The 22,719-nt window shown below is 67.2% G+C and carries 23 protein-coding genes and 3 pseudogenes; 14 read left to right on the top strand and 12 right to left on the bottom strand.

All coding sequences use genetic code 11. The features are described from left to right. Positions 1–260: 260 nt before the first annotated feature. From ACFUPX_RS09350 to ACFUPX_RS09335, 4 genes and pseudogenes are all read left to right on the top strand, one after another. Entirely contained in the window at positions 261–578 is a 318-nt protein-coding gene (locus ACFUPX_RS09350) for a hypothetical protein (RefSeq protein WP_383318567.1), read from the top strand. A gap of 424 nt (positions 579–1,002) precedes the next feature. After that, positions 1,003–1,762, top strand: a pseudogene (locus tag ACFUPX_RS09345) (IS5 family transposase). A gap of 298 nt (positions 1,763–2,060) precedes the next feature. Then, positions 2,061–2,663, top strand: coding sequence for a hypothetical protein (locus tag ACFUPX_RS09340; RefSeq protein WP_383318564.1), 603 nt, complete (start codon positions 2,061–2,063; stop codon positions 2,661–2,663). A gap of 83 nt (positions 2,664–2,746) precedes the next feature. Beyond that, positions 2,747–3,013 (top strand): hypothetical protein, encoded by a 267-nt coding sequence (locus ACFUPX_RS09335; protein ID WP_383318561.1) that lies wholly within the window; start codon positions 2,747–2,749, stop codon positions 3,011–3,013. A 163-nt stretch (positions 3,014–3,176) separates the two neighbouring features. Here ACFUPX_RS09335 and ACFUPX_RS09330 read toward each other — a convergent pair whose 3' ends face one another. Further along, positions 3,177–3,494 carry a hypothetical protein gene (locus ACFUPX_RS09330; protein ID WP_383318558.1) on the bottom strand — a complete coding sequence of 106 codons (318 nt, stop codon included), beginning with the start codon at positions 3,492–3,494 and terminating at the stop codon, positions 3,177–3,179. Between the two features lie 237 nt (positions 3,495–3,731). On the opposite strand from ACFUPX_RS09330, the gene ACFUPX_RS09325 reads away from it, so the two are divergent. Beyond that, a complete protein-coding gene (locus tag ACFUPX_RS09325; RefSeq protein ID WP_383318555.1) occupies positions 3,732–4,586 on the top strand; it encodes a pentapeptide repeat-containing protein in 855 nt (284 codons plus the stop codon). Between the two features lie 177 nt (positions 4,587–4,763). Here the strand turns inward: ACFUPX_RS09325 and ACFUPX_RS09320 are convergent. Next, positions 4,764–5,238, bottom strand: a pseudogene (locus ACFUPX_RS09320) (transposase); the annotation flags it as partial. Between the two features lie 84 nt (positions 5,239–5,322). Then, positions 5,323–5,772, bottom strand: coding sequence for a MarR family winged helix-turn-helix transcriptional regulator (locus tag ACFUPX_RS09315; RefSeq protein ID WP_383318552.1), 450 nt, complete (start codon positions 5,770–5,772; stop codon positions 5,323–5,325). 350 nt (positions 5,773–6,122) lie between these two features. Between ACFUPX_RS09315 and ACFUPX_RS09310 the strand changes: the two genes are divergently transcribed. Continuing rightward, a complete protein-coding gene (locus ACFUPX_RS09310) occupies positions 6,123–7,652 on the top strand; it encodes a CoA transferase (protein ID WP_383318549.1) in 1,530 nt (509 codons plus the stop codon). A gap of 516 nt (positions 7,653–8,168) precedes the next feature. Here the strand turns inward: ACFUPX_RS09310 and ACFUPX_RS09305 are convergent. From ACFUPX_RS09305 to ACFUPX_RS09290, 4 genes are all read right to left on the bottom strand, one after another. Further along, complete coding sequence (locus ACFUPX_RS09305; protein WP_383318546.1) at positions 8,169–8,564, bottom strand: hypothetical protein; 396 nt, start codon at positions 8,562–8,564, stop codon at positions 8,169–8,171. A gap of 199 nt (positions 8,565–8,763) precedes the next feature. After that, positions 8,764–9,330, bottom strand: a complete 567-nt coding sequence (locus ACFUPX_RS09300) for a hypothetical protein (protein ID WP_383318544.1) — start codon at positions 9,328–9,330, stop codon at positions 8,764–8,766. A gap of 231 nt (positions 9,331–9,561) precedes the next feature. Then, positions 9,562–10,113, bottom strand: a complete 552-nt coding sequence (locus ACFUPX_RS09295; protein WP_383318541.1) for an EF-hand domain-containing protein — start codon at positions 10,111–10,113, stop codon at positions 9,562–9,564. A 141-nt stretch (positions 10,114–10,254) separates the two neighbouring features. Then, a complete protein-coding gene (locus ACFUPX_RS09290) occupies positions 10,255–12,564 on the bottom strand; it encodes a molybdopterin-dependent oxidoreductase (RefSeq protein ID WP_383318538.1) in 2,310 nt (769 codons plus the stop codon). Between the two features lie 905 nt (positions 12,565–13,469). Between ACFUPX_RS09290 and ACFUPX_RS09285 the strand changes: the two genes are divergently transcribed. Genes ACFUPX_RS09285 through ACFUPX_RS09275 form a run of 3 tightly spaced genes read left to right on the top strand, consistent with a single transcriptional unit; the run spans position 13,470 to position 14,939 of the window. Next, positions 13,470–13,700 carry a hypothetical protein gene (locus tag ACFUPX_RS09285; RefSeq protein WP_383318535.1) on the top strand — a complete coding sequence of 77 codons (231 nt, stop codon included), beginning with the start codon at positions 13,470–13,472 and terminating at the stop codon, positions 13,698–13,700. Then, on the top strand, positions 13,690–14,352 hold the full coding sequence (locus ACFUPX_RS09280) for an RNA polymerase sigma factor (RefSeq protein WP_383318532.1): 663 nt from the start codon (positions 13,690–13,692) through the stop codon (positions 14,350–14,352). Before ACFUPX_RS09285 ends, ACFUPX_RS09280 begins: the two co-directional genes overlap by 11 nt. Continuing rightward, positions 14,349–14,939, top strand: a complete 591-nt coding sequence (locus ACFUPX_RS09275; protein ID WP_383318530.1) for a hypothetical protein — start codon at positions 14,349–14,351, stop codon at positions 14,937–14,939. Before ACFUPX_RS09280 ends, ACFUPX_RS09275 begins: the two co-directional genes overlap by 4 nt. A gap of 281 nt (positions 14,940–15,220) precedes the next feature. On the opposite strand, the pseudogene ACFUPX_RS09270 reads toward ACFUPX_RS09275, so the two are convergent. The 3 genes and pseudogenes from ACFUPX_RS09270 to ACFUPX_RS09260 all read right to left on the bottom strand — a co-directional run. Beyond that, a pseudogene (locus ACFUPX_RS09270) lies at positions 15,221–15,401 on the bottom strand (VOC family protein); the annotation flags it as partial. Continuing rightward, on the bottom strand, positions 15,398–15,982 hold the full coding sequence (locus ACFUPX_RS09265; protein ID WP_383318613.1) for a dihydrofolate reductase family protein: 585 nt from the start codon (positions 15,980–15,982) through the stop codon (positions 15,398–15,400). The gene ACFUPX_RS09265 and the pseudogene ACFUPX_RS09270, both read right to left, overlap by 4 nt. Positions 15,983–16,326: 344 nt before the next feature. Next, complete coding sequence (locus tag ACFUPX_RS09260) at positions 16,327–17,067, bottom strand: MerR family transcriptional regulator (RefSeq protein WP_383318527.1); 741 nt, start codon at positions 17,065–17,067, stop codon at positions 16,327–16,329. 59 nt (positions 17,068–17,126) lie between these two features. On the opposite strand from ACFUPX_RS09260, the gene ACFUPX_RS09255 reads away from it, so the two are divergent. Then, a complete protein-coding gene (locus tag ACFUPX_RS09255; RefSeq protein ID WP_383318610.1) occupies positions 17,127–17,594 on the top strand; it encodes a DUF6194 family protein in 468 nt (155 codons plus the stop codon). A 204-nt stretch (positions 17,595–17,798) separates the two neighbouring features. Here the strand turns inward: ACFUPX_RS09255 and ACFUPX_RS09250 are convergent, their stop codons facing one another. Beyond that, positions 17,799–18,254 carry a hypothetical protein gene (locus ACFUPX_RS09250; protein WP_383318525.1) on the bottom strand — a complete coding sequence of 152 codons (456 nt, stop codon included), beginning with the start codon at positions 18,252–18,254 and terminating at the stop codon, positions 17,799–17,801. A 483-nt stretch (positions 18,255–18,737) separates the two neighbouring features. Between ACFUPX_RS09250 and ACFUPX_RS09245 the strand changes: the two genes are divergently transcribed. Beyond that, positions 18,738–19,259 carry an HAD domain-containing protein gene (locus ACFUPX_RS09245; RefSeq protein ID WP_383318522.1) on the top strand — a complete coding sequence of 174 codons (522 nt, stop codon included), beginning with the start codon at positions 18,738–18,740 and terminating at the stop codon, positions 19,257–19,259. Positions 19,260–19,561: 302 nt separating this feature from the next. Here the strand turns inward: ACFUPX_RS09245 and ACFUPX_RS09240 are convergent, their stop codons facing one another. Next, complete coding sequence (locus ACFUPX_RS09240) at positions 19,562–20,155, bottom strand: dihydrofolate reductase family protein (protein WP_383318519.1); 594 nt, start codon at positions 20,153–20,155, stop codon at positions 19,562–19,564. A gap of 319 nt (positions 20,156–20,474) precedes the next feature. Here ACFUPX_RS09240 and ACFUPX_RS09235 point away from each other — a divergent pair, with 319 nt between their 5' ends. The 3 genes from ACFUPX_RS09235 to ACFUPX_RS09225 all read left to right on the top strand — a co-directional run bounded on the left by ACFUPX_RS09235 (position 20,475) and on the right by ACFUPX_RS09225 (position 22,580). Then, positions 20,475–21,059, top strand: a complete 585-nt coding sequence (locus tag ACFUPX_RS09235; RefSeq protein WP_383318516.1) for a TetR/AcrR family transcriptional regulator — start codon at positions 20,475–20,477, stop codon at positions 21,057–21,059. Positions 21,060–21,309: 250 nt separating this feature from the next. Next, positions 21,310–21,690: an FKBP-type peptidyl-prolyl cis-trans isomerase gene (locus ACFUPX_RS09230; protein ID WP_383318513.1), complete on the top strand. Its 381-nt coding sequence runs from the start codon at positions 21,310–21,312 to the stop codon at positions 21,688–21,690. 449 nt (positions 21,691–22,139) lie between these two features. Continuing rightward, positions 22,140–22,580 carry a hypothetical protein gene (locus ACFUPX_RS09225; RefSeq protein WP_383318510.1) on the top strand — a complete coding sequence of 147 codons (441 nt, stop codon included), beginning with the start codon at positions 22,140–22,142 and terminating at the stop codon, positions 22,578–22,580. The last annotated feature ends 139 nt before the right edge of the window (positions 22,581–22,719 follow it).

Below are 22,719 nucleotides of genomic sequence, written 5' to 3'. Positions count from 1 at the left end.
GTCCTCTTCGCGATGCTCCGCGACGGCACCGTCTACGAACCTCAGCCCGCCAGATCAGCCTGAAGCACCAAGAACTCGCCTGGCATCGACCCACAGGAGCTCAAACTCCTCCGCGGAGATCTCGCCTGCCTGCGGCTGGTCCTGCCAGCCATCCAGAGCGGCCTCGGCCAGGACGCCGTACTGCCGTTCATAGCGACCCATCGCCGCGAGATCGGCATGATCACGCAATGAAGCCGTAGGAACCGCGCCATGGATCCAGGATGACCGATCATCACGACGAGTGGCGACTCTTGAGCGGCAGCACCCTCGTCGGCACGATTGTCATCGACGAGCCAGGCATGCCCTGGCAGCGTGGACGTTTCCTCTCAGAGCCTGCCTTCAGCCAGTTCAAGCCCTGGTTCGACGAGATCAACGCCCTCGTCGGCGCCGAAGAGTTCGAACGGTTCGACGACGTCTATGACCTCATCGAAGGTGCCCTGACCCTAGAATCGCCGTCGGGGCCCGTGGCCGAGTTTCTACTCCACATCGACCAGGACCGCGCCTGGTTTCGCTGGCACGACGGCCCGTCAACAAGTTAGAAGCTGTGTCACATTTCTTTGCGCAGGTCAGCGGTCAAGCTGGACAGGGCGCCAAGAGCATCGTTCGGGGGAGCATCGTGCCGACGTCTCCGGGAACGGGATGCTTGGTCTGGAACGACGGCCATGCCAACGGGCACAGGGCTTGCCTGCGCCTCGGGCGCCGGTAGTTTCCGGTACTAGCTGGCAGTTTCCGGTCAGCGGGGTTCTGCCACGTCTGGGCCCAGCGTAGCTCCTGACCCGAGCACGAGGATCCGCCCGCCCGTGAGCAGCCGAAGGCCCGCGGTATCAGTTGTTCGGCCCACGAGTTCACGATCATGCGCCTTTCGCCCCCTTAGACGCCATTTCAGTTGGCGGGATCTCGCGGCAGTCTGGGGTGATGGCTGCTGGGCTTGTCGAACGGTTGGCGCCGGATGATCTGTGAGAGTTGTTCCAGCGCGTGGTCCCGCCGGCCCCGGAACGGCCGCAAGGTGGAGGGCATCGTCGCCGAGGGGACCGCGAGGTGCTGGCCGCGATCATCTTCGTGGCCACCTCGGGGTGCACCTGGAATCAGTTGCCGCTGGCTTCGGTCTGTCGGGGGTAACGGCCTTTCGCCGGTTCACCGTGTGGACCGAGGCCAGGGTGTGGGCCAAGCTTCATCGCTTGGTCCTGGACGAACTCGGGGCTCAGGGCGTGCTGCACTGGTCGCGATGCGCGATCGACTCCGTCAGCGTCCGGGCCCTCAAAGGGGGCGGCTGACGGGACCGAATCCGACCGACCGCGGCAAGAGCGGATCGAAAATCCACCTCATCGTTGACCGCAGCGGGCTGCCTCTGTCCATCGGCATCTCCGCCGCGAACCTCCACGACAGCCAGGCCCTCATCCCGCTGGTCCGCGGAATCCCGCCCATCCGCTCACGTCGCGGCCCCCGACGCCGCCGGCCCGGGAAGCTGCACGGAGACAAGGGCTACGACTACCCGTACCTGCGGCGCTGGCTGGCCTCCCGCGGCATTCGGCACTGCCTCGCCCGTAAGGGCATCGAGTCATCCCAACGACTGGGACGACACCGCTGGGTCGTAGAGCGAACCGTGTCCTGGTTGTCAGGCTGCCGACGTCTTCATCGCCGCTACGAGCGCAAGCCGGAACACTTCCTCGCCTTAACAGCCATCGCTTCGACCCTCATATGCCACCACAGACTCACCAACTGAAAGGGCGTCCCCTGCTGCGATTCGCACAAGGGCTGTTCGCCAAGGCCCTTGTCGGGCCCGATCGCTGCCGTCAGGCGCCCGCCTCCTGCTTCCCCGCGCTGCCTCGTCTGCGCAGGTCGCCCCTCGTGACAGCTCGCTCGGAACCAACCGGCGAGGAAAGTGATCAATGCATGTGTAGACACTGAATGGCCCGATGCTGTTCGAGAACGGGAGTCTTGAGTTGAGGTTCACGGTCCGTCCCCTGTTGTCTGGCAGACCCGCTGTGGCTGTGTTGGCCGCGGTCGGTATCACCGCGAGTGTGCTCACTGGCCGGGAGGGGCTGCGCACTGTGGTGGGCTGCGGCGCGGCCGACGCCCCCTACCCCTCCCAGACCGCGGCGGACTGGAAAGCGGGCGCGGACCACGTGGTGGTGGCGGTGCCGGCCTCCGAGCGGGAGAGCAACAGGCAGGACGTCGCCAAGGGGGCGGTGCGGTACACCGTCGACCGGGCGGTGACGTTCCGGAAGGAGAAGGTGCTGTGGTCCGCTGCCACCCCTCGGCATGAGCTGGGCACCGAGTTCGACATGACGGCCCCGGGCTGGTCGGTGTACCGCAACGGCAAGCGGATCAAGGGCACCGCCCCGGAGGCGCCCCGGCTGGAGACCGGTCACACCTACGTCCTCGCCCTGCGCTGGGACGCCGACCAGTGGATTGTCCTCGGCGAGGGCGCGGCCGTGCCGTTCGACGACCATGTGGCGGGGCGAGGGGAGTGGTGCGGCCAGGTGCTGAGCGAGGACGACTTCGCCAAGGGCGAGCGGTTCTCGCAGCGCAACGACCACAGTCTGGAGCAGGCCGTGCGCGGACAGGATGAACGCGCCATCTCCCGCGAACTCGCGAAGGCGAGCAGCGGGAAGGGGCCGTAGCCCAGCTCGGCAAACGCGCCGGGCCGCGGCCTGTCAGCGAGCGCGAGTGCCTTGCGCTGTTGTGGGAGCGCGGGTATGGCCAGGTGGCATTCAGCTCCCTCACCTCAGGCAGTGATATCAGTGTCGGCTTCTACGTGCTCACGTCCTGGTCGGGCTTGGGGAGTTACCGACTCGAGGACGGACGGCCGCTGCTGTTCCGCACCGTCGTGCAGTACGCCGGACAACTGCGGCTGCCCGCGCTCGAGACCACTCGCTACTGGGCCGGCCGAGCCAGCGCCGTCAGCGGCCACCGTGAAGTGGTGGACGCGATCGCGGCTGAGATCACGGATGTACGGATCGTGCACAAGTAGCCCCTGCTCACGCATACGAGCGCCCCGGGGCGCGACAAGCCCAGCAGCCATCACCCCAGACTGCCGCGAGATCCCGCCAACTGAAATGGCGTCTTAACCCCCGTCCGGCGCGCGGGGCCCCGGGCGAGGGGGTCCCGCGCTCACGGAGTCGGCCGACTCCCGGTCAGAGGGTCTCGACCCACAGGTTCTCGGCCCAGCCGCCCGAGCCGCAGTCCCAGATGGACGCCTGCTCGGTGGTGCCGTTGCGGTACCCCTTGGTTCCGTAGAACGGTGCGCTGCCCTGGAGCGCGGCGCAGACGCCGCGGACCCGGAACTCCCCGCTGCCGCTCTGGCAGAGGCCGACGGCCCGATGTCCGTTGTCCGCGGTCCAGGCTCGGCAGTTGGACGCTGCCTGGGCCTGGGGTGCCAGGGCGACGGTCGTTCCCAGCATCGTGGCCAACACGAGTCCTGACGTGCCGAGCCACTTCTTCGCCTTTTGCATGGATCCCTCCAGATCGGTGGACTTCGAACTGGTCGTGGTCCGGCGGGAGGTCGGACCACCGCGCAAAGCTAGCAATCGGTGGTGCAGGCGTGGCATCCGTTCGGGATGCTTCCGGAGATCCACACAACCGGAGTCCGGAGGTCGGGGCAGACGCCGTTGGCTACTGTGAGGGCGTCAGACGTCGGCGAGCATCGTTGGAGTGATCGAGTGCCTGACAGGTGTGAGGGCGTTCGGACCGTGCGCGTACTGCCCCCGGACTCCGCGGCTGCCGACGAACTCAGAGCATGGAGCGGGCAAGAGGACACCACCCTCGACCTGTGCGGACTCATTGCGTCCGGTGCCGACCTCACCGGCGCCGACCTAGCCATCGGGCTTTTTATCGAAACCCGCCTCGAGGACGCGGTCCTGACCAGCACCGACCTGTACCGCGCTGATCTGAGAAACGCCGCCCTGGACCGCGCCGACCTCAGCCGGGCCTGTCTGGTCAAGGCAGTGCTGGATAGGGCGAGCCTGCGGGGCGCTGTGCTGTCCGAGGCGAACCTGGGGAGCGCCGACCTCTTCGAGACCGACGCCCGTGGGGCTTCCTTCCGATCTGCGCGGCTCGATGGCGCTGTGCTCCTGGGGGCGCGTCTTGAAGGGGCCGATCTGACCGGTGCGTCGGTGCAAAGGACGTCCTTCAAGGTGCTTCTGGACGAGCACACGGTGGTGGAGGGCCTCACCGGCAGCGTGTACGGGCCCGCGCACGTCATGGCCAACGGTGCCCGCCAGGAAATGGCGGGCCGTGAACTGGAACGGTGGTTGCATCAGCGCGGCGCCACGGTGCAAGTCCTCAACGCTTCGCCGGACACCACCACGTACTACGCAAGGGTCAGCGACGACTACCCCCGCAGCAGCCCCGCGGGCATCGTGCGCCGCAGCACGGCTGACGGCGGCATCACCTCGGATCACGCATACACCCGGAACCTGCGCTGGGAACCCACCGAGTACCTGCGCCTGTACGAACTGGGGCACAACGACACCGACCACGTCGAGATCAGCGCGGCCGAGGCAGATGCGTTCATCGCCCGGCTCACCAAGGATCCTCCGCCCTGACACCTGCCCACCACGGCGCAAATCCGGTAGGAGGCTGGCGCCGCGTCACGTCAATTTCCCCCGGTGGAGACCGCCGTTCGTCTGCCCGGGAGGCTACCGAGTCCCACCGTGGGCGATGTGTCTCCTGAACCTTACTGAGTGTTTGGTCCGTGGAGCTGTGTTTGGTCCCAGGTTTAGTTAGGTGCCGCGCCAGTTGGGGGTGGCTTCGCCGGTGAGTCTGCGGGACATGAGGTCGATCATCGCGAGGTGGATGGTGACTTCGGAGCGGTGCGGGTGTCGCTGGTAGTCGCGGGCGAGCCTGCGGTGGTGCAGGAGCCAGCCGATGCTGTGCTCGATCGTCCAGTGGCGCGGGTTGATCGTGAACCCGCGGCTGCCCGGCGGGCGTTGGACGGGGTGGACGTCGATGCCGAGCTGGGCGCCGTGGTCGATGGCGGTGGTGCGGTAGCCGGCATCCACCCAGGCCTCGGTCACCCGCGGGTGGGTGGCGGCGATGCGGGACACCAGCGTTAAGCCGGCTGCGTGTCGGACACGCTGGCCGCGGTGACCAGCACGGTGAGCAGCAACCCCGGGGTGTCGCAGCCCAGGTGGCGCTTGCGCCGATGATCCGTTTCCCGGCGTCGGTGCCCCCTGGGGCAGCTCGAAGGCGAGCTGATAGCGGGGGCCGACATGGTTGAGCTTGCGACGGCCCTGCCCCTGAACACCCCGTGCCACTCGAGCCCCCGCAACGGCGCAGGCGTCAGGTGTGGCTGTCCTCGGTGACGGCGGAGGCGGCGGTGTTGTAGCGGGCGAGCAGGCCGCGGAGGGCTCTGACCTCTTGCGGGGACCAGGCTTGGGGACGGGTGGATACCTCGTGGTGCATCAGGGCATCGGCGTGGGCGAGGAGTTCGTGGCCGTGGTCGAGGGGATGCAGCAGCTGCACGCGGGCGTTGTCCGGGTCGGCTTCGCGTACCACCAGGCCCGCATGCTGCAGAGCGGCGACCTGGCGGCTGATCGTGGATTTGTTGATGCCGTAGAGGCCGGTCAGGTCTCGCGCTCGGCCCCCGTTCCGTTCGGCCATCTCCGAAAGCAGGGAGTACTCGACGAAGCTCAGGTCCGGGTGGAGCCGTTCGGCGTTGGTCCGGAAACGCCGGGAGAGGGTCACCAGCTCGCGGACGAGTGCCGGCACATCTCGGTCGTCAGCGGCCATCTCAATGCCCATCCCTCGTCTGCACCCGCATCGTGAGGTGCATTTTGCATCATCGGCAGTCCGGGATTACGCTCGTGTTGCATAATACAACTTAATCTGGACTGCGCCTTGCCCGAGAGCGATCCAGTGGTCCGCCGCATGGTGCATTCCACCCTTTTTCAGGATCTTGGGGATACCCTCGGCGAACCCACCGCCGACCGCGAGCGCACGCACGCACACCGCCCCGATACGCGTCCACGGCGAATGCTCTGCTACCCGAGCCGCCCTCCGAGGCGCGGCGTGCGACCGCCTCCCGCGGCGGGCCCGTCCCGACATCCTCACCCCGCACAGATGCAAAGGCGGCAGTATTCATGAGCGCCGAAGAACTCACCGACCGCATCCAGAAGGCCATCGCCCACCCGCTCACCCGTGACGACGGCTTCGACATCCACCAGGCCCTGCGCGAGGTCCTGGACGCGGTCGGCCTCCACCCCGAGGACAGCGGCGGCAGCATCAGCTTCATCGGCAGCGACCCGATCGTCCCGAGCATCATGCGTCTGGGCGCCGTGCCCGCCCTGGGGATGACCGCCAAGTCCGTTGCCCTGGCAGCACTTTGGCGTCAGCGCGGCGGCGAAGGCCAGGACATCACCATGGACCTGCGCAAGGCCCCGCACCGGCTCTGCCCCTTCTACGACAAGAAGTGGGAACTGCTCAACGGCTACCCGGGCGGCACCCCCTCAGACCCGGCCAACCCGCTCGGCTTCGACTTCTACCAGGCACGCGACGGCCGCTGGGTCATGCCGCTCAACCCCTACCCCAAGATCAAGAACGCCGTCTACAAGCTCCTGCGCACCTGGCCCGAGAAGCAGGCCGTCGCGGACGCCGTCGCCACGTGGGACGCCGCCGACCTGGAGAGCGCCGGCGAAGAGATCGGCGTGGTGATGCCCGTGCTGCGAACCACCCAGGAGTTCCTCAGCGAACCGGCCTACGAGCACATCGCCCGGGAACCGCTCATCAAGATCGAGAAGATCGGCGACAGCGAACCCGAACCCCTCGCCCCCACCACTGACCAGCCGCTGACGGGCGTACGCGCCCTGGGGATGGGGCACATCATCGCGGGCGCCGGCGTCGGCCGCGACCTCGCCCAGCACGGTGCGGACGTACTGAACATCTGGCGGCCGGGCGAGCTGGAGCACGACTCCACGTACAACAGCGCCAACGTCGGCGTCCGCTCCACCACCATCGACCCCTACGGCCCCGCCGGGCAGGCCCAGATCCGCCAACTGCTGGGCGAGGCCGACCTCTTCTACGCCAACCGCCGCCCCGGCTACCTGGAAAAGATCGGTCTGAGCGCCGAACAGGCCGCGGCGATCCGCCCCGGCATCATCCACGTCAGCCTCTCACTCGCCGGGGAGAGCGGCCCCTGGGCCCACCGCGTCGGCTTCGACCAGACCGCCGGTGCGCTCAGCGGCATCATGCTGATGGAGGGCCCAGACGGTGTCACGGCCGGGCCGACCAGCACGCCTGGCCTGCCCTACATCAGCGTCGTCAACGACTACGTCCTGTCCTGGCTGGCCACCACCGGAGCGCTCGCCGCCCTGATGCGCCGTGCCACCGACGGCGGCAGCTACCGCGTCACCCTCAACCTCACCCGCATCGCCGCCTGGATCCTCAGCCTCGGTGTCTTCGACCGCACCTACGCACAGGCAACCGCCCTCAACCCCGACCCCCACTCCCCCCACGCCTATCTCGACCCGGACACCTTCACCGCCGACACCCCCTGCGGCCACTACCAGGGCGTCACCGACCAGGTACACATGTCCCAGACCCCCGGCAGCTTCCGCGACATCCTCATCCCCCGCGGCAGCAGCACCCCCGCCTGGCTCCCCCGCCATGACTGACCCGTACACAACCGACCGGCCACCCCAAACCCGGCATCATCACGAGACCGGTCTGAATCTCCCAGCCATCAAGCGGCGACCTCGAGCAGCAGACCGCCCACCAATTCAGCACAGACCCGGTACGCCAGCGGTTTTGGAGTGGGCGTGATCGGCGCCCTAGACCCGCCCGCGGGACATCTCCTCGACCCTGCCCATGCCACCCCAGCCACCACCGACGGCCGGGGCCATCACCCAACGCCCCTCTCCCACTCGCCGCGCCCTAGCCTTCCAGCAAGGCGGCGAAGGTGCGGTGTTGCTCTTCCTCACGGGCGAGCTGCCGGGCGAGGGCATCGCGCGGTCGACGTACAGGGCAACAGCGGCACAGCCCGATGGCGGGGCGTGTCTTTGGCGCGTCTACAAGCGCAGCTCCGGTGCGCTTGGTCACCGTGACCGAAGCGTCACAACACCCAAGGCGTGAAAGGCACGTTGGAGTCTGCAGTTTTATCGCTGGGGTGCCCGACAACCGCAGGAACTCGCCTACCTGATAATCGCGACAGCTATGTAGATCAGGATGAATATCAGGGAGAAGAGGAAATAGGCTCGGCGCAGGTTCTTGTGACGGTGGCGGTCGAAGTTGATCGCGACAAGGGACATGCTGCAGATATTGATCACAATGCATGCGGCGCAGCCCAGGTTGTTCAAGGAGAACTCGTGCCATAGCGCTATGCCGTTCATCACGGGCCCTCCGATGATTCCTCCGGAGGCAGCGAGAAGGGCCACAGCGGTGTACGGCTTGTCAGCGGCTATCGAAAAGCGGCTCGGTCCCTGGCGTGGCGGCTTTGGACCGCGCCGATCGAGCCAGGCGAGGCACATACTGACGAACCCGGTGAGAGTACCGATCACCGTCAACCACAACGTCAGCGTATCGGTCAAAGCCAGCCCCCGTCGTCTCACGTCGGAGCTTGGTTCTACCGCACACACCGCGTATTCCCGCTGTCACGGGCGAATCGTCGCCGGGCTGTTACCGCGTCAGTGACCGGGCGTCTGGCTGGGGGGGGCGGTGCGAACGTCGCTGCCTGCCCGACAGAGCACCAAACCGGGAGCCCCCGCCACCCGGGAGGCCCTTGGATGCTCAATCGAACGAGTCATCATGGTCGGCTTCCCACACGTAGAAGTGGCTGTCGTCTTCGTGCTTCCACTCGGGCCAAAGATTGCGTATGTCCTCAACCCTGCCGCTTCGTACGGGCAGTTCCTCGTCTCGGAGAAAGGCACCAAGACAGGCGATGGCGTCGGCACACAGTTCGATGATGGCGACCCGCCGTTCGCTTCCTGCCCGCCTGTCATCGGGCGGAGAGAGGGGCATGTAGAACGTGTCCTCTCTGACGCGGGTCCGTAGCTTGGTGGCAGGGATGCTGTGGAGCAGGACCTGGACCTTCGCGATGCGATCGTGCAGCGAGCGGAGGCGTTGTTGCCACTCAACTGCGTCGGAGGTCCTCGCCTTCCGGAAATCGCGCTGGATCTCCAGTAGTTCGGCCAGTGCAGCCTCTGCCGCCGCAGCCGCGCGCGCCCGCTGCTGTTCGGCGCGCGAACTGCGTTCTTGTGCCCTATGAGTCCAGCGCCCTGACCAGATGGTCAGGGCGCCGCCAGTGGCTGTTCCGATAATCCCTGCGACCGCACCGATCCACACCGAGGCACTCATGGAGAGTAGTGTTCGCGAACTACTGGCCCTGCGGAAGCCGGTGGAACCACCATGGAGAGCACTTCAGTGCGCTCCAAGCACGATATTTCGTGCGCTCCCGCGAATGCCGAGCACCGTCGGTGCGGACCGGATGCCGCCCGTTGGCTGTGCAGGTGTGTTGGGGCTCCGGTCCGCTTCTTGTCGTGCTGGTCTGGCGTGCCGACGCACGGTCGTGGGCCGTATTTGGGGGCGTCAGCCAGCGATCCTGCCGAAAAGGTGGTTGGCAGGTGCGTCCGGGTCGTTGCCGTAGAAGAACTCCGTGAGCGCCTGGTGGAATTCGGCGCGGTTCAGCGCTCCGGAGCCGTCCCCGTCCAAGGCGGCGAAGACCGCGGCGCAGTCCTGGCTGGGGACGCCGGCGACCGAGTCGAACATCTGCTGGAATTCCGCCTGGTCGATCTTGCCGTCTCCGTTGAGATCGACGAGGTCGAAGAAGCAGTTGGACACCGGCTCGATCTGTTCCGGGTACAGGGCGGGGTCGGTCAGGACCCGTGTGAACCCTTCGGCCATCTCCCGCAGATCGACCTTCCCGTCACCGTCCTGATCCATCGGGGCGATCACGTTCGTCCAGAACAGGTCCATTTTCTCGGTGAGCAGGTGGAAGGTCGGGGAGTCCGGTTCGGTGTCGCGGGCGGCGAGGTAGCGCTCGCTCATCTTTCGGACGTCCTGCTGAGTAATGAATCCGTCGCCGTCGACGTCGGCGCCCCTGAACCACTGGCCGTACTTGGAGTCTTGAAGTGCAGTCACGACTGCGCACAGTATTCATGTGATTACACATGCGCAACTCGCAAGTGGAAAGCTCTTCAGCGGCCAGGGGCAGACTGCTACGCGTGGGGATCGTGGGTCTGCAGGGCACGAACCGGCCCGAAGAGGCGGGCAGCCTTCGTGTCAGTGTTCGAGGTTGGGCGGCGTGAAGGCGAGCACCTCAGGAAGGGGATCACCGTACGACTCGACGTCGACCAGCGCGCTAAGAGCACTCGGTCCCTGGGACAGGCGCGAGCAGGGCCGATCCGCGGTGAGAACGTTCGGATTGCCGTGGCGGTCCAATGTTCCGCCCAGGCCCGGCTGGACCGGATCCCACCACGCACCCGTGGACAATTGCACGACGCCTGGCATGACGTCGTGCGACAGGACTGCGCCCGCCAGACAACTGCCTCGGTCGTTGTAGACGCGCACGATCGTGCCGTTCTCGATCCCGCGCGACGCGGCGTCCGCCGGGTTGAGCGTCACGGGCTCACGGCCATGGATCTTCGAACTGAGGCTGTGGCCGCCGTTGTCGTACTGGCTGTGCAGACGTGAGGCGGGCTGATTCGAGATCAAGTGCAGCGGGAATCGCTCCGAGAGGTCAGCGTGAAGCCACTCTTGCGGTTCGAACCACGTCGGATGCCCTGTGCAGTCGTCGTATCCGAACGAGTCGATCTCCTCGGAGAAGATTTCGATCCGGCCCGAAGGTGTCGGCAGGGGGCAGCCCCGGGGGTCCGCGCGGAGCGCTGCGAAGCTACCGGGAAACGGTCCGGTCAACGCCGGCAGCTCCGCGGTGGAGCGGTGCCAGAAGTCGTCGAAGCCCGGCAGGGCGGCCTCGTCGCCGAGTTCGGCCCGCGTCTGCTCGTAAAGGTGCCGGACCCATTCGAGCTCGGAACGCGACTGGGTGAAGTCCTGCTCGTATCCGAGCCGGGAGGCCAAGGCGGCGAAGATCTGGTGGTCGGTGCGCGATCCGCCCTCCGGCTCGCGGGCCTTCGGCATCGCGACGAGGTGAGGGTCGGAAAATCCGGCGGCGAAGTCGTCGCGCTCCAGGCTGGTGGCGACGGGCAGGACGATGTCCGCGAACTTGGCCGTGGTGTTCCACCAGGCTTCGTGCACCACCACCGTGTCAGGGGTCTGCCAGGCGCGGGTCAACCGGTGGAGATCTTGGTGGTGGTGGAACGGGTTGCCTCCGCACCAGTAGATCAGGCGGAGTTCGGGCAGCGTGAGGCGTTGCCCGTCGTAGTCGATGGTCTTCCCCGGATGCAGCAAGGTGTCGGCGATCCTTGCGACCGGGATGTAGTCCGCAACGGGGTTGGGGACCTTGGGGATCGTCGCCACGGAGGGGCGGCCCGGGGCAACGCCGGTCGCGTCCATCGTCGCGTAACCTGCGCCCCAGCCGCAGCCGGGGCGGCCCATCGAGCCCGCCATGGCGGCCAGCACGACGGACATCCAGATCGGCTGTTCACCGTGGTCTGCCCGTTGCACCGCGTAGTTGACCATGATGAGCGAACGCTGGGTGGCGAGGCGGCGGGCGAGGTCGGTGAGCACCTCGCGGCTGATGCCCGTGATCTCCGCCGCCCAGGCAGCGTTCTTGGGGACGCCGTCGATCTCGCCGACCAGGTAGGAGGCGAAGCGGTCGAAGCCGACGCAGCACCGGCGAAGGAAGTCTTCGTCGTGCCACCCATTGACCAGCATCGTGTGGGCGATGCCGAGCATCGCCGCGGTGTCGGTGTTGGGGACGATGGGCAGCCACTCGGCGTCGAGGAACCCGGCGACGTCGCTGCGGATGGGGCTGATGTTCACGAACCGCACCCCGGCCGCATGGCACTGGCGCTGCAGGTTCTGCGTCTGGTGCCTGGCCAGCCCGCCAGGATTGATCTGGCTGTTCTTGAGGGCCAGCCCTCCAAACGCCACCACGAGCTCGCAGTTCTCAGCGATCTCGTCCCACATCGGCATCCGGGACTGGTAGCTCCACGGATGCCCGCCGATCACATGAGGGAGGATCACTTCCAAAGCAGCCGTGCTGTACGTGTTGCGCGAGTTGGTGTATCCCCCGCCCAACGCAAGGAACCGGTGGAGTTGACCCTGCGCGTTGTGGAACGCGCCCGCACTCGCCCATCCATAGGAACCGCCGAACACCGCACTGTCCCCGTGCTGTGCACGCACCCGACGCAGCTCATCGCTGACCAGCGTGATCGCGTCGTCCCAGCTCACCTCCACGAAGGCGTCCGCACCTCTGGCCGTGTCATGGGCGCGCGGCAATCCGTTCAGCCAGCCCTTGCGCACCGCTGGGCGCAACACGCGAGCACCATCGTCGGCGGCCCTCACCATTCCCGGGCCGATAGGCGAAGGCGCGGGGTCATCGCTCCTCGGCTCGATTCGCACCAACCGACCAGAGTCGATCACCGCGGTAAAGCTGCCCCAGTGGGTCGCAACCGACATGCGCTGTTCCACGATGCCTCAACTCCACCCCTGAAGTTTCCCCTGCTCCCGCACAGCGGCTGTCTACGTCACACAGGCTCCACTCCAGCCGACGGTCCGCAGGACAGAGACTTCCCCTGCGACCTGCCGCCCAACCACACTTACGCGCTCGCCTCCGGCCGTATCGAATGCACCACATGGGGCGTACACCGACTACCAGATCACCGCGACCGTGAATCACCCGCTGCCGTCGACGGTCGTGCGTGCGACCCTGTCCCCTGCATCGATGGCCATAACGCCGGATCCGACCTCTTCGCGGCGCGGCCCCGGGGTTCGTCGACAAGGCCCGCCGTGGACGGGGGCTACGTCCCCGGACTGGAGGGCTTCGCGGTGGCTTCGTAGGGAAGCGGCGAATTGCCTTCGATCCACGCGCTCAAGTGTCCACCAGACCCGTCCCATCGGCCCTCGAAGGCCGCCAGGCCTGAGCTGCCTCCGGTCCGCCGGAGGCAGGGGACGCACTGCCGCCCGGAGGACCGTCCGGAATCGTCTCTGATGTTTCAGAGGCGCATGCCGCGGAGACTTCGATGCGCTGGGCCGTGATCCAGCCGGTGCCGGGCTTCAGCAGTGCCGCGCTCGCTCCCACGATATCGCTGGGCTGCGGACCCGTCCGAGTACTGCCTGGCCTGCAATCCACCTCACGGAACTGCACGTCGTCGCGGATCGCCCCGCCACCGAAGTCCCCTTCGGCAGCGTCTTCGACGACCCCGGCCTCCGCCTGCGCGCACGCGCTCGGACGCGCTCGGACGCGGGTCAACTCCAGCGCGGGCAACGCCTGTTCATCGGGTCCAGGGGGGAGCCATGTCACAGATTCCGGGTTCCAGTGCACTTACCTACAGAGCGGTGCGCCGGGCGCCGCGCAAAACGCGAGGGACCGAGGCATGGTTGAGACCGTGATGGCATTGGGGGGCCTTGTGGTCCTGGCCGGTGCGCGAGTGCTGTACCGGTGGATCGGCAGCCGCGCCCGGGTGCAACTGGCCCAGGTGCACCAGCAGGGCGCCAGCGACCGCGTGCGGCTGCTGCCGCCCGGTAGCGTGCTGGTGGAGACGCGGGCTGATGGGCAGCTGCGCGTTGAGGTCGGCGCGGAAGGCAGGTCGGCCCGTGCAAGGTGACTTCAGTGACTACTACTTCCGGTCGGGCACGTCCTTCGTCGTCGTGGAAGTCAAGGGGTCATCACCGGTGGGCTGTCCGGTGGTCACGCCCGCGCCACCCGTGTCACCCGCGCCGTCGGCGTCGCCGCCGGATAAGGACCGGAAGACCGACCGGGAGACAGACAGAGAGACAGACCGGGATTTCACCCGCTGCTACAAGGAACAGATGGGGCCACTGGTGCGGCATCTGATGCGGCAGGGTGCGGCGCCGCATGAGGCCGCCGAGGCGGTGCAGGCCGCGTTCGCTGAGGCCTTCGCGCAGTGGCGGTGTATCGCCCATCCGGCCTCCTGGCTGCGGACCGTCGCCTTCCGCCAGTACATGCGCCGTCCGGCGCGCGAGGAGCCCGTCGCCGATATTCCGGACCTGCCCGGCGGGGTGTGCCCACTGAACGCGGTGGAACTAAGAGACGAAGAGGCCAGGGTGTACGCGGCGTTGGCCACGTTGCCCCCGCTCCAGCGCCGGGTGATGGCCTGGGCTCTCGACGAATTCTCGACCGCAGAGATCAGCAAGGCGTTGGAGACGACGGAAGCGGCCGTGCGGCAGAACGTCTGCCGGGCCCGGGCCCGGCTCAAGCAGCTGCTGCTCAACGAGCCCGAGGGAGGCGGACGATGACGACGTACGACAGCGACATCGCGCTGGACGCGCTGCTCGCCCAGGCCGACGACGCCGTGCTCACCGCGGTGGAGGACGGCCTCGACCTGGCCGCCGGCAACCGTGCACTGCACGCCGCCGTGCCGACCGCATACCGGCGTGGAGCACGGACGGCCGACTGGATGGCAGCGATCGAGCGGTTCCAGCGCCAGGGCCCCGACGACCCGGCGGGCGTCGACAATGCCTTGCTGCACGAACTACTCAGCGTGCTGGGCGAGGCGGGACGCGCAGCCAGGACGCTTCGAGGTCGGATGGAAGCATCCCCGGACGGCGTGCAACTGCAGTACGTGAGCAACCGATTGAGCGCACTGGCCAACGGTGCCCGGCGACGCATGGCCAACGGTCCAGCCGCACTGCGTGCGCTCGAAGAGATCCGCCGGAGCGTGGCCCGGATCCTGAGCAGCCTCGAGGACATCGATGGTGAGGCTCACGGTCTCGCCGCGCACTTCGTCCTGTTCGATGACTTGCTGGTGCAGGCACATGCCCTGGTGGTGCGGCTGTTCGCCGACCACGGAGAACGGCCGTTCCTCCCGGTCCCTGCTCGATGACCCGATCCACTGCTGCCGCCTCGAAGTAGCCCTCCTCCGCCATGGTGCTGCCGCCAGTCATGCGGCCACCCACTGGGCGAGGTAGGTGCACCGGTCGCACTCGGCCAGCGGCATCCACGAAGGACACGGGCAGCCCCTGCGGTATTGCGGGTCCCGGTCTGGGCCTAGGCCTGGTCGAAGGTGGCGGCGATGACGACGGCAATGGCGATGGCAGACCAGCGCGATCATCAACGATCGGGCTCAAAAGGGGGCCACCTGGCCACCGGAAAGGAGCTATACCTTCCGTCGCCGGGGCGGTGGACCAGTTCGAGCGAGGCCGCCGGTTCGCCGGGGAACTTGAGATCACAAGGCAAGCTCCGTCACCGGCCTCGACCTACCCAGTTCGACGTTGCCCAAAGCGGTGCAGAATCCGAGCGAACGGTCCAGGTCGGTGACGCGGCAGGAGACGAAGAGCGTCTTCACGCTGCCTCCTCGACTCTGCGCACCTGGTAGCGGAGGTGCGTGACGTCGCGGCCCTCGAGCCGTCGCACGAGGTCGAGTTCGATGTGATCTCCACCGAGGTGGTCGAACAGCCGCCGGCCCTCTCCGAGGAGGACAGGAATCAGGTGGATCTCCATCTCGTCCATCTGGCCGGCTCGCAGAAGTGCTTGGGCCGCCCCCGCCCCATGGACCATGACAGGCCGGTCTCCGGCGGCTGCACGAGCCTGGCGGGCGCAGTCCTCGACGTCGGTGATGAAACGCGCGTGGCCGGGTGCCGCGTCTGCGTCATCCGCCTCGTGGGTGAGGACGAGGATCGGCACGCCGTCGTGGTGGTCGCCCTGCCACTGCCCGGCGAGTTCGAAGGTGCGTCGGCCGGAGATGATCGCGCCGGTCGCGAGCGCCTCGCGGTAGATCTGTCCGCTGGGACCGTCTGATTCCCGATCGTCGAGCCAGTTGAAGAGCCGTCCGCCGTCGCGTCCCAGCTCCTGACCTGGCCGATCGTCCGGCCCGGCGATGTAGCCGTCGAGCGACATCGACATGTACAGCCGAATCGGATTGTTCATCCCTGCCTCCATCTCTCCCAAGGACACCGGCATCCGGCGCTTCCTGATCCGCCGACAGGGCGGGAAGGTCACAGGGAAGACCTCAGGCAGTCAGCAAACTCATCGGCCCGGCCGTCGGCTCCGCTGCCGGGCCGATGAGCCTTTGCGTTTGCGTTTGCCTTTGCCGTACCGGCAATCAACCTGGGCTGGAGCAGCGAACAGGCGAACTGGTCGCCGGGCTTGAACAGGCCCGCTCCGACCTCGATGTCACGCGAGCGGCCAACCTGGACCTCGCCGAGGCGCAGACCCAGGTGCGGCCGAGGCAGCCACCGACCCGGATTGCCAGCAAGTGTGGCGGTCCGGCTCTATCGGGCGATCGGCGGTTCCTGCACGGACGTGACAACGGCTGCCAAGTCTGCGCCCGCTGTAAGCAGGGCCACAGTCCGCATGGCGATCTCGTCGAGACGTTGTTGCAGGATGCGTTGGGTCTCTCCCTGGCCCTCGAGCTGGCGCAAGGATCCCATGATGTCGCGCACTGCGGGAATGCCGTAACCGGTACCGCGGAGAGCCGCGACGATTCGGGCCGCTCTGATTGCTGAAAGCCCGTATCGACGTGCGCGCAGCGACGTCACACGCTCGGGGATGACGAGCCCTTCCTGCTCCCAGAACCGCAGGGTTGAGGAACGTACATCGAGCGCTGCGGCCAGCTGCGTGATCGTCATCGCATCGCTCTCCTGCTCGAACTCGGGTGAGTGCGACTCATCTTGGATCGCACGCAGTGCTTGTTGGGCACGCAGAGCGTCGTCCCGTTCCCGTGCGAGCCGAACATGCACCGCGCTGATCGCCGAGGCTGCCGCCGCCATCGTCTGAGTCCGCAGCTCCGCGAACATCTGCCGGGCTACGACAGGCCCAACAGCACCGGCGAGTCCGCGATAGGCGCGAAGAGCATGCACATGGACTGACGTGTATGAGCGGTAACCGTTGCTCGATCGCTCGGCTGGAGGAATGACGCCCAGCCGCTCCAGGTCACGCACCTGTTGCACCGAGTATCCCGACTCCCTGGCGACATCGACGGTTCTCAGCGGTACTCGTCGCGAACCACTCATGCCCTCGCCCACCCGCCAACCCCACATAAGCACTTGAAGGTAATGCTTGAACCATGAGTATGGAACAGATCATCGCGACGGTACGAGGCCTCGACGGCGCGCTCGTGCTTATCCCGGAACCCGGGGGCGTCTTCCCCGAACTCGCGTGGGGAGACGCGTTCTTCTACTACGCCCCCGACGGCCAGATACCCAAGACCGTCCAGCCCTACGGGACGATCGTCACCAAGAACTACCCCGACGACGACGCTTGCGACCTCGACCCTCCGGGCCGCTGGCGCGTGAACATCCACGTCGACCGTGCGACGTTCCAAAAGCTCACTGGAGAGGAGCCCCGCAGCATCAGCCGCCCTCGCGACTACGCAGCCGCCGACAGCGTGATGCCCCACCCGGTACACGGCGCGCTCGGCTGGGTCTCCGTCGTCGATCCCGGCGAGAGGACAATGGGCACAATTGTGCAGCTTCTGCACAGCGCTCACGAGGCTGCTCGGGCACGGTTCGCGCGGCGAAACGAATCAAGATCTGCCTGATACAGCACCGGCGCCGCAGGTGTTGCGCACGAGTGTCGCTCGCACCGGCGCTGAGCAGCACAAAGTGGTCTTCACTCGTGCCGGGGCCACCTCCGTTCGCTCCTTGCCGACGCTGGCGCGCGTGCCTCTCCTGAAGGGCCTGCACCGGCACAGACTTCGAGCACCCGGACGTCAGGCGCCGTGCTCGCAACAGCGGCGGCGGAATCACCTGCGGGAGCGGCGCAACGTCCTTTCGCGCAAGAGAATCAGAACCGTCAGAACGAGGATGCCGACGAGCGTGGCACCGCCACCTGCCGCCCAGAGGCCCGGATACTCCCGCGAAGTGTCGGTGCCGCCCGCAGTGCCCCGAAGGGCGCCCCGGCGGCCTCCACCAAAGGGCGACGTCTCCGCCGCCGCCCCGCCAATGGCAACCAGCACGCTGAACCCGGCGAACGCAGCGCTGGCCCAGGCGAAGGAACGGGCCTTGTACCGCTGCCAGTCCAGAGAGGTCAGCGCGGCGAACAGCAGCAGGAGCAGGCACGGGACAGCCAGCCCCAGCAGCACAGCGAGGTTGTAGACCCCGCCGGGCCACGAGGCGCCGGCCCAGCGCCAGACGTCCCGGCCCCACAGCTCCTTGCCAACCGCAGGGACCCCGGCGACGAACGCGAGGACCAACACCATCGCCAGGCAGCCGCCGTACTTCCGTCGGCCTGAAGGTACAGACGCAGCATCCGCAACGGCCGCCTGCTGTCGGTCCTGCACCACAAACCCGCATTCCTGATCGTCGAGGCCCTACCGGCCCTGCCCAACGCCTGATGACCGCCCTCGCAGACACCTGACCCCAGGCCCAACGACTGCACAAACAGCGGCGCTACAGACACGCTCGACTTCGACAGTAGCCCAGGCGCGCCCCTGCCCCAGGACCCGATCTCGGGGAGGAAGGCGAGCACACGAGCACTCCACCGGCGTGGCAGTAGAACGAACCCGCGCGAGCTGGCTTCGTTCTACTGCCAGCGGCAGCGTTTATCCGCTGTTTTGGGCAGCAGCTGCGGATCTTGAGGCCCGTGAATGTTCATGAGAAGTAACAGCAAGCGGGACGCCGGTCGGTTGTCGGGCTTGGTCATCAAGGCGGGGCCTGGCGGGATCCCCCGCTACCGTGCACCCGTGACTGGTTCCGTGCAGCGCGCCCTGCTGTTTCTCGATGTCGACGGGCCACTCATCCCGTTCGGCGCAGAGTCCCAGCCCTATCCGAACTATGCGACAGGTCCTGACCTGCCGGGTGCTGACGCAAATCCGCTCCTGGCCAGGATCAATCCCGAGCACGGCCCCCGGCTGGCGGCGCTCCCGTGCGAGGTGGTCTGGGCGACGACATGGATGGCAGAAGCGAACGAGTGCATCGCGCCCCGCATCGGTCTGCCGCAGCTGACGGTGGTGGTCTGGCCGGACCCGTCCGATATCGATGACCAGGATGAACGGAACGGACTGCACTGGAAGACCCGTGCCCTGGTCGAATGGGCGGCGGGGCGCCCATTCGCCTGGGTCGACGACGAAATCACGAACACCGATCGGGCCTGGGTCGCTGCCCACCACCAAGGGCAAGCCCTGCTCCATCGTGTCGATCCCCGCCGTGGCCTGACTGACAGCGACTATGCGGCTCTGGAGTCGTGGCTGCGACAGCCCCTCTGACACGGCTGGACAATTGAAGAGGCCGAGGGAACGACCTGGTGGCGCCGCACGGAACGGTCCACCGCCCGTCAGGGCGGCGGACCGCCGAGACGGAACCCACAGGAGTCCATGGTCGACGGCCTAGGTCCAGTACTCGGCCACTGTTCGGCCCGCGGTCCCGGCGCCCGTGGCGCCGGGACCGATCGGAGCGGCGAGGCCAATGTCTGCCAGAACCCGCTTCTACCGCATAGGCCTAGTGGTCAGCGAGCCGGGTTGCGCCCTTCCCCAGGGGGTGTCGTTTCCTCACTGCTTCGCGTGCGGGCTCATTTCTTCGCGTACGTGAGGAAGATGGTGCCGCTCTCCATGATCTTGCTGTCGGTCAGGGTGAAGAACGTCGGGTCGAACGGTTGCTTCTGCCCGAACAGCGGCGTCCCCGAGCCGATCGCCATGGGTGCCAGCTTGACGACCAGTTGGTCGATCTCCGAGAAGAGCACTCCGGCCAGCTCCCCTCCCCCGCACAGCCAGATGTCCTTGCCGTCCTCCTGCTTGAGCTCGTGCACCTTGGCCACGGGGTCGGTGGCTACGAGCTCGACGCCCGGGTCAGGGGACTCGGTGAGGGAGCGGGAGAAGACGAGGTGTCTCAAGTGGGGCCAGGCGTTGGTCAGTCCGGCGTCCACACCGTTCTGATACGTCCTGCGTCCCTCGACGACGGTGTCGAAGTGCGCACCGTCCCCGCTGATCCCGAATGCGTCCCGCGCCGGGCTCGGGAGCGTCTCGGGGTATGTGGCGACGAGGTGCTCGACATAGTCCTGCCCGATCGGCCAGAAGGCGTCCGGTCCCGAGCTGGGGTCGGAGCCGTCGGGGCCCGCGATGTATCCGTCGAGGCTGACAGCGATGAAGTAGATGAGCTTTCGCATGGAGGTCTCCTCGTGGTCGGATCCGGATCCGGGTCCGCGGTCTGCTTCGACGCGGTGATCTTCGGTGAAATGCGCGATGGGGTCTGCCATGTGGCCTTTCAGCGGCGGGTGCCCGGCTTGGGCAGCGGGCGGGGACGGGGCTGTGAGCGGGGCTTGGCGGGTACCGGGAATCGGGCGCCCAGCTGGGACGTCGACTGGTTTCGCATCTCACTCCTCTGGCAGCGTCAGTGGCACGTCGAGTGATGTACTCTGAGTGCAGTGGTTAGAACATAGTACTGCGACTGCAGTGGTGTCAATGGACTTCCGGAAGGAAAATGTCATGCGTCAGAACCCCGCACGACGGGCCGCCCTGCTCGATGGCGCGATCGAGGTCCTGGCCCGCGAGGGCTCGCGCGGCCTCACCCTGCGCGCGGTCGACACCCAGGCCGATGTCCCCAAGGGCACCACCACCAACTACTTTGCCAACCGCGCCGAGTTGCTGTCCCAGGTCATGACGCGCATCCAGGAGCGCCTGACCCCCGAAGAGTCGCAACTCGCCGACACCATGAGCGAAAAGCCCTCCGTCGAGCTGGTCGCCACCCTGCTCAAGCAGCTCCTCGGCCGCATGCGCGCGGACCGCGGCAGCTGGCTCGCCCTGATGGAGCTGCGCCTGGAGGCCACCCGGCGCCCCGAACTGCACGCCGAGCTCACCCGGTTCTTTACCGCCCAGCTCGACGCCAACATCAGCTTCCATCTGGACGGCGGCCTGCCGGGCGACCGGACCGGTGTCGTCCTGATGTATCTCGCCATGGTTGGCCTGATCGTGGACGACCTGACGGTGCCGGACCTGCTCGCGGCGCACTCCGTCGACAAGCTGATCGACGAATTGGCGCGGCGCGTCGTGGGTGTAAGCGCGGACGTCTGAGATCAGGCGCCCATCCGGGGAAAGCTCAGCGGTGCCACACCGTGGCGGGCCCCCGAGGCCGCCAGCACCGTTCCGGGAGTCGCTGATGTTCTGAGGGAACCGATGTGGACGTGCCGAGGATCGTGCTCCGTTGGGCTTCACGCACTCCAGGAGACCAGCGTTCACCACAGCATGATGATCTACCGCATAGAGTGACCTGCGCCCGGCTGGTCTGCATCAGGGCTTCCGGCGGCGAGCGAATGAGGCTGCGATGAGTGAACTGACGAAGCCCGGGATCGACGTTCCGGAGGGTGAGGCTCCCACCGAACTGACCGTCCGCGACCTCGTCGTCGGGGACGGGCTCGAGGCGAAGCCGGGCAGGGTCGTCCAGGTTCACTACGTCGGAGTCACCTTCGCGTCCGGAAAGGAATTCGACACCTCTTGGGACCGGGGCCAGACGTTCAAGTTCGCCGTGGGCGGTGGCAAGGTCATCAAGGGCTGGGACCGCGGGGTCAGAGGGATGAAGGTCGGCGGCCGGCGCGAGATCATCGTTCCCCCACGCCTGGGCTACGGCAACCAGTCACCCTCGCCGTTGATCCCGGCGGGCTCGACACTCGTCTTCGTGGTGGACCTGATCTCCGTCGCAGTCTGAGGCCTTCTGCTGCCCGGCCGGCCTCTCCGCCCGCAACCAAGGATCGCGTTCTACTCACTCTTGCCCGAGATATTGCGGTCGCGTCCGTCGGCCCTTGGCACGGGCCGTCGACGGACCCGTCAGCGAAGCGCCTGCCATTCCGCACCCGAGCCCCCGCCACACGCTCCACGCAGCGCCGGGCCGGGCCGGGCCGTCACCACCTTCCGGGTGCCCTGGTCATCAAAGTGACAGGGTGACAGGCCAGGCCCACCAGAGTTCCCCGTCGATGCCTTGATGATCCTTGGGCCCACCGCCCCGATGCCTTGACGGCCCACGAAGATTTCGGCATTCCCGCAGCTCAACGTATCGGTGACGCTGACTGCTAGGCGTTGCCGCATCGTTGGCCGGTGTGAAGACTTTGCCGGGCCCCTGGTGCGCGGGGTGGCGGCCGGACAGGCTAGTTTGCTCGGATGAGTCTCCTTGATGATGTGGCCGAGCGCGACGGCTGGCGATGCTGGGTATGTGACGAAGCGGTCGACCCCGACGAATCGGTGAACGACCCGCGGGGGCCCAGCGTCGACAGCCGGACCGCCGACCGGAAGGCCAAGGTCGCCGAGCGGCTCGCGCACCGCGGATGCAACACCCGCAAGGGCGCGGTGAAGGTGGTCATCGCCTGGCCGGACCGCCTGTACGTGGTCGAACCCGCGCCGCTGATCACCGTTGCCGGGAGGCTGGAGCGCAAGGGGGGCCGCGAGATGGTGGGCCGTTGCCCGACCAAGCGGGACGCCCAAGAGGCGGCGGATTGGCTGGTGGACCGGTTCTCCCGACTCGTACCGGGGCTGCCGGTGACCGCCGACATCGAGCCGGGCGGCGGCCAGTTCCTCGTCACCCTGGCCACCGGCCGCCGCTGACCAGGAATCACCCGAGCACACGCGCGTCGAGCTGCACCAGGCGAACCGGAAAGTCAGCGCCTACACCGCGGCCTGGAGCACGTCCCGCTCCCGCCGCCACTCCTGCATGCCGACGCCGACGCTCCGTACGACAAGGGCG

Source organism: Streptomyces sp. NPDC057302 (assembly GCF_042667685.1).
Taxonomy (GTDB): Bacteria; Actinomycetota; Actinomycetes; order Streptomycetales; family Streptomycetaceae; genus Streptomyces.
This window is presented reverse-complemented; position numbering and strand designations above follow the sequence as displayed.

Excerpts from the sequence above, each read along its gene's own strand:
- ACFUPX_RS09315 (WP_383318552.1), bottom strand. The coding sequence starts at position 5,772 with ATGGCCGCTGACGACCGAGATGTGCCGGCACTCGTCCGCGAGCTGGTG.
- ACFUPX_RS09230 (WP_383318513.1), top strand. The coding sequence starts at position 21,310 with ATGAGTGAACTGACGAAGCCCGGGATCGACGTTCCGGAGGGTGAGGCT.
- ACFUPX_RS09260 (WP_383318527.1), bottom strand. The coding sequence starts at position 17,067 with ATGAGTGGTTCGCGACGAGTACCGCTGAGAACCGTCGATGTCGCCAGG.
- ACFUPX_RS09285 (WP_383318535.1), top strand. The coding sequence starts at position 13,470 with ATGGTTGAGACCGTGATGGCATTGGGGGGCCTTGTGGTCCTGGCCGGT.
- ACFUPX_RS09300 (WP_383318544.1), bottom strand. The coding sequence starts at position 9,330 with ATGAGTGCCTCGGTGTGGATCGGTGCGGTCGCAGGGATTATCGGAACA.
- ACFUPX_RS09225 (WP_383318510.1), top strand. The coding sequence starts at position 22,140 with ATGAGTCTCCTTGATGATGTGGCCGAGCGCGACGGCTGGCGATGCTGG.
- ACFUPX_RS09310 (WP_383318549.1), top strand. The coding sequence starts at position 6,123 with ATGAGCGCCGAAGAACTCACCGACCGCATCCAGAAGGCCATCGCCCAC.
- ACFUPX_RS09350 (WP_383318567.1), top strand. The coding sequence starts at position 261 with ATGACCGATCATCACGACGAGTGGCGACTCTTGAGCGGCAGCACCCTC.
- ACFUPX_RS09235 (WP_383318516.1), top strand. The coding sequence starts at position 20,475 with ATGCGTCAGAACCCCGCACGACGGGCCGCCCTGCTCGATGGCGCGATC.
- ACFUPX_RS09255 (WP_383318610.1), top strand. The coding sequence starts at position 17,127 with ATGGAACAGATCATCGCGACGGTACGAGGCCTCGACGGCGCGCTCGTG.
- ACFUPX_RS09265 (WP_383318613.1), bottom strand. The coding sequence starts at position 15,982 with ATGAACAATCCGATTCGGCTGTACATGTCGATGTCGCTCGACGGCTAC.
- ACFUPX_RS09240 (WP_383318519.1), bottom strand. The coding sequence starts at position 20,155 with ATGCGAAAGCTCATCTACTTCATCGCTGTCAGCCTCGACGGATACATC.
- ACFUPX_RS09250 (WP_383318525.1), bottom strand. The coding sequence starts at position 18,254 with ATGGTGTTGGTCCTCGCGTTCGTCGCCGGGGTCCCTGCGGTTGGCAAG.
- ACFUPX_RS09330 (WP_383318558.1), bottom strand. The coding sequence starts at position 3,494 with ATGCAAAAGGCGAAGAAGTGGCTCGGCACGTCAGGACTCGTGTTGGCC.
- ACFUPX_RS09275 (WP_383318530.1), top strand. The coding sequence starts at position 14,349 with ATGACGACGTACGACAGCGACATCGCGCTGGACGCGCTGCTCGCCCAG.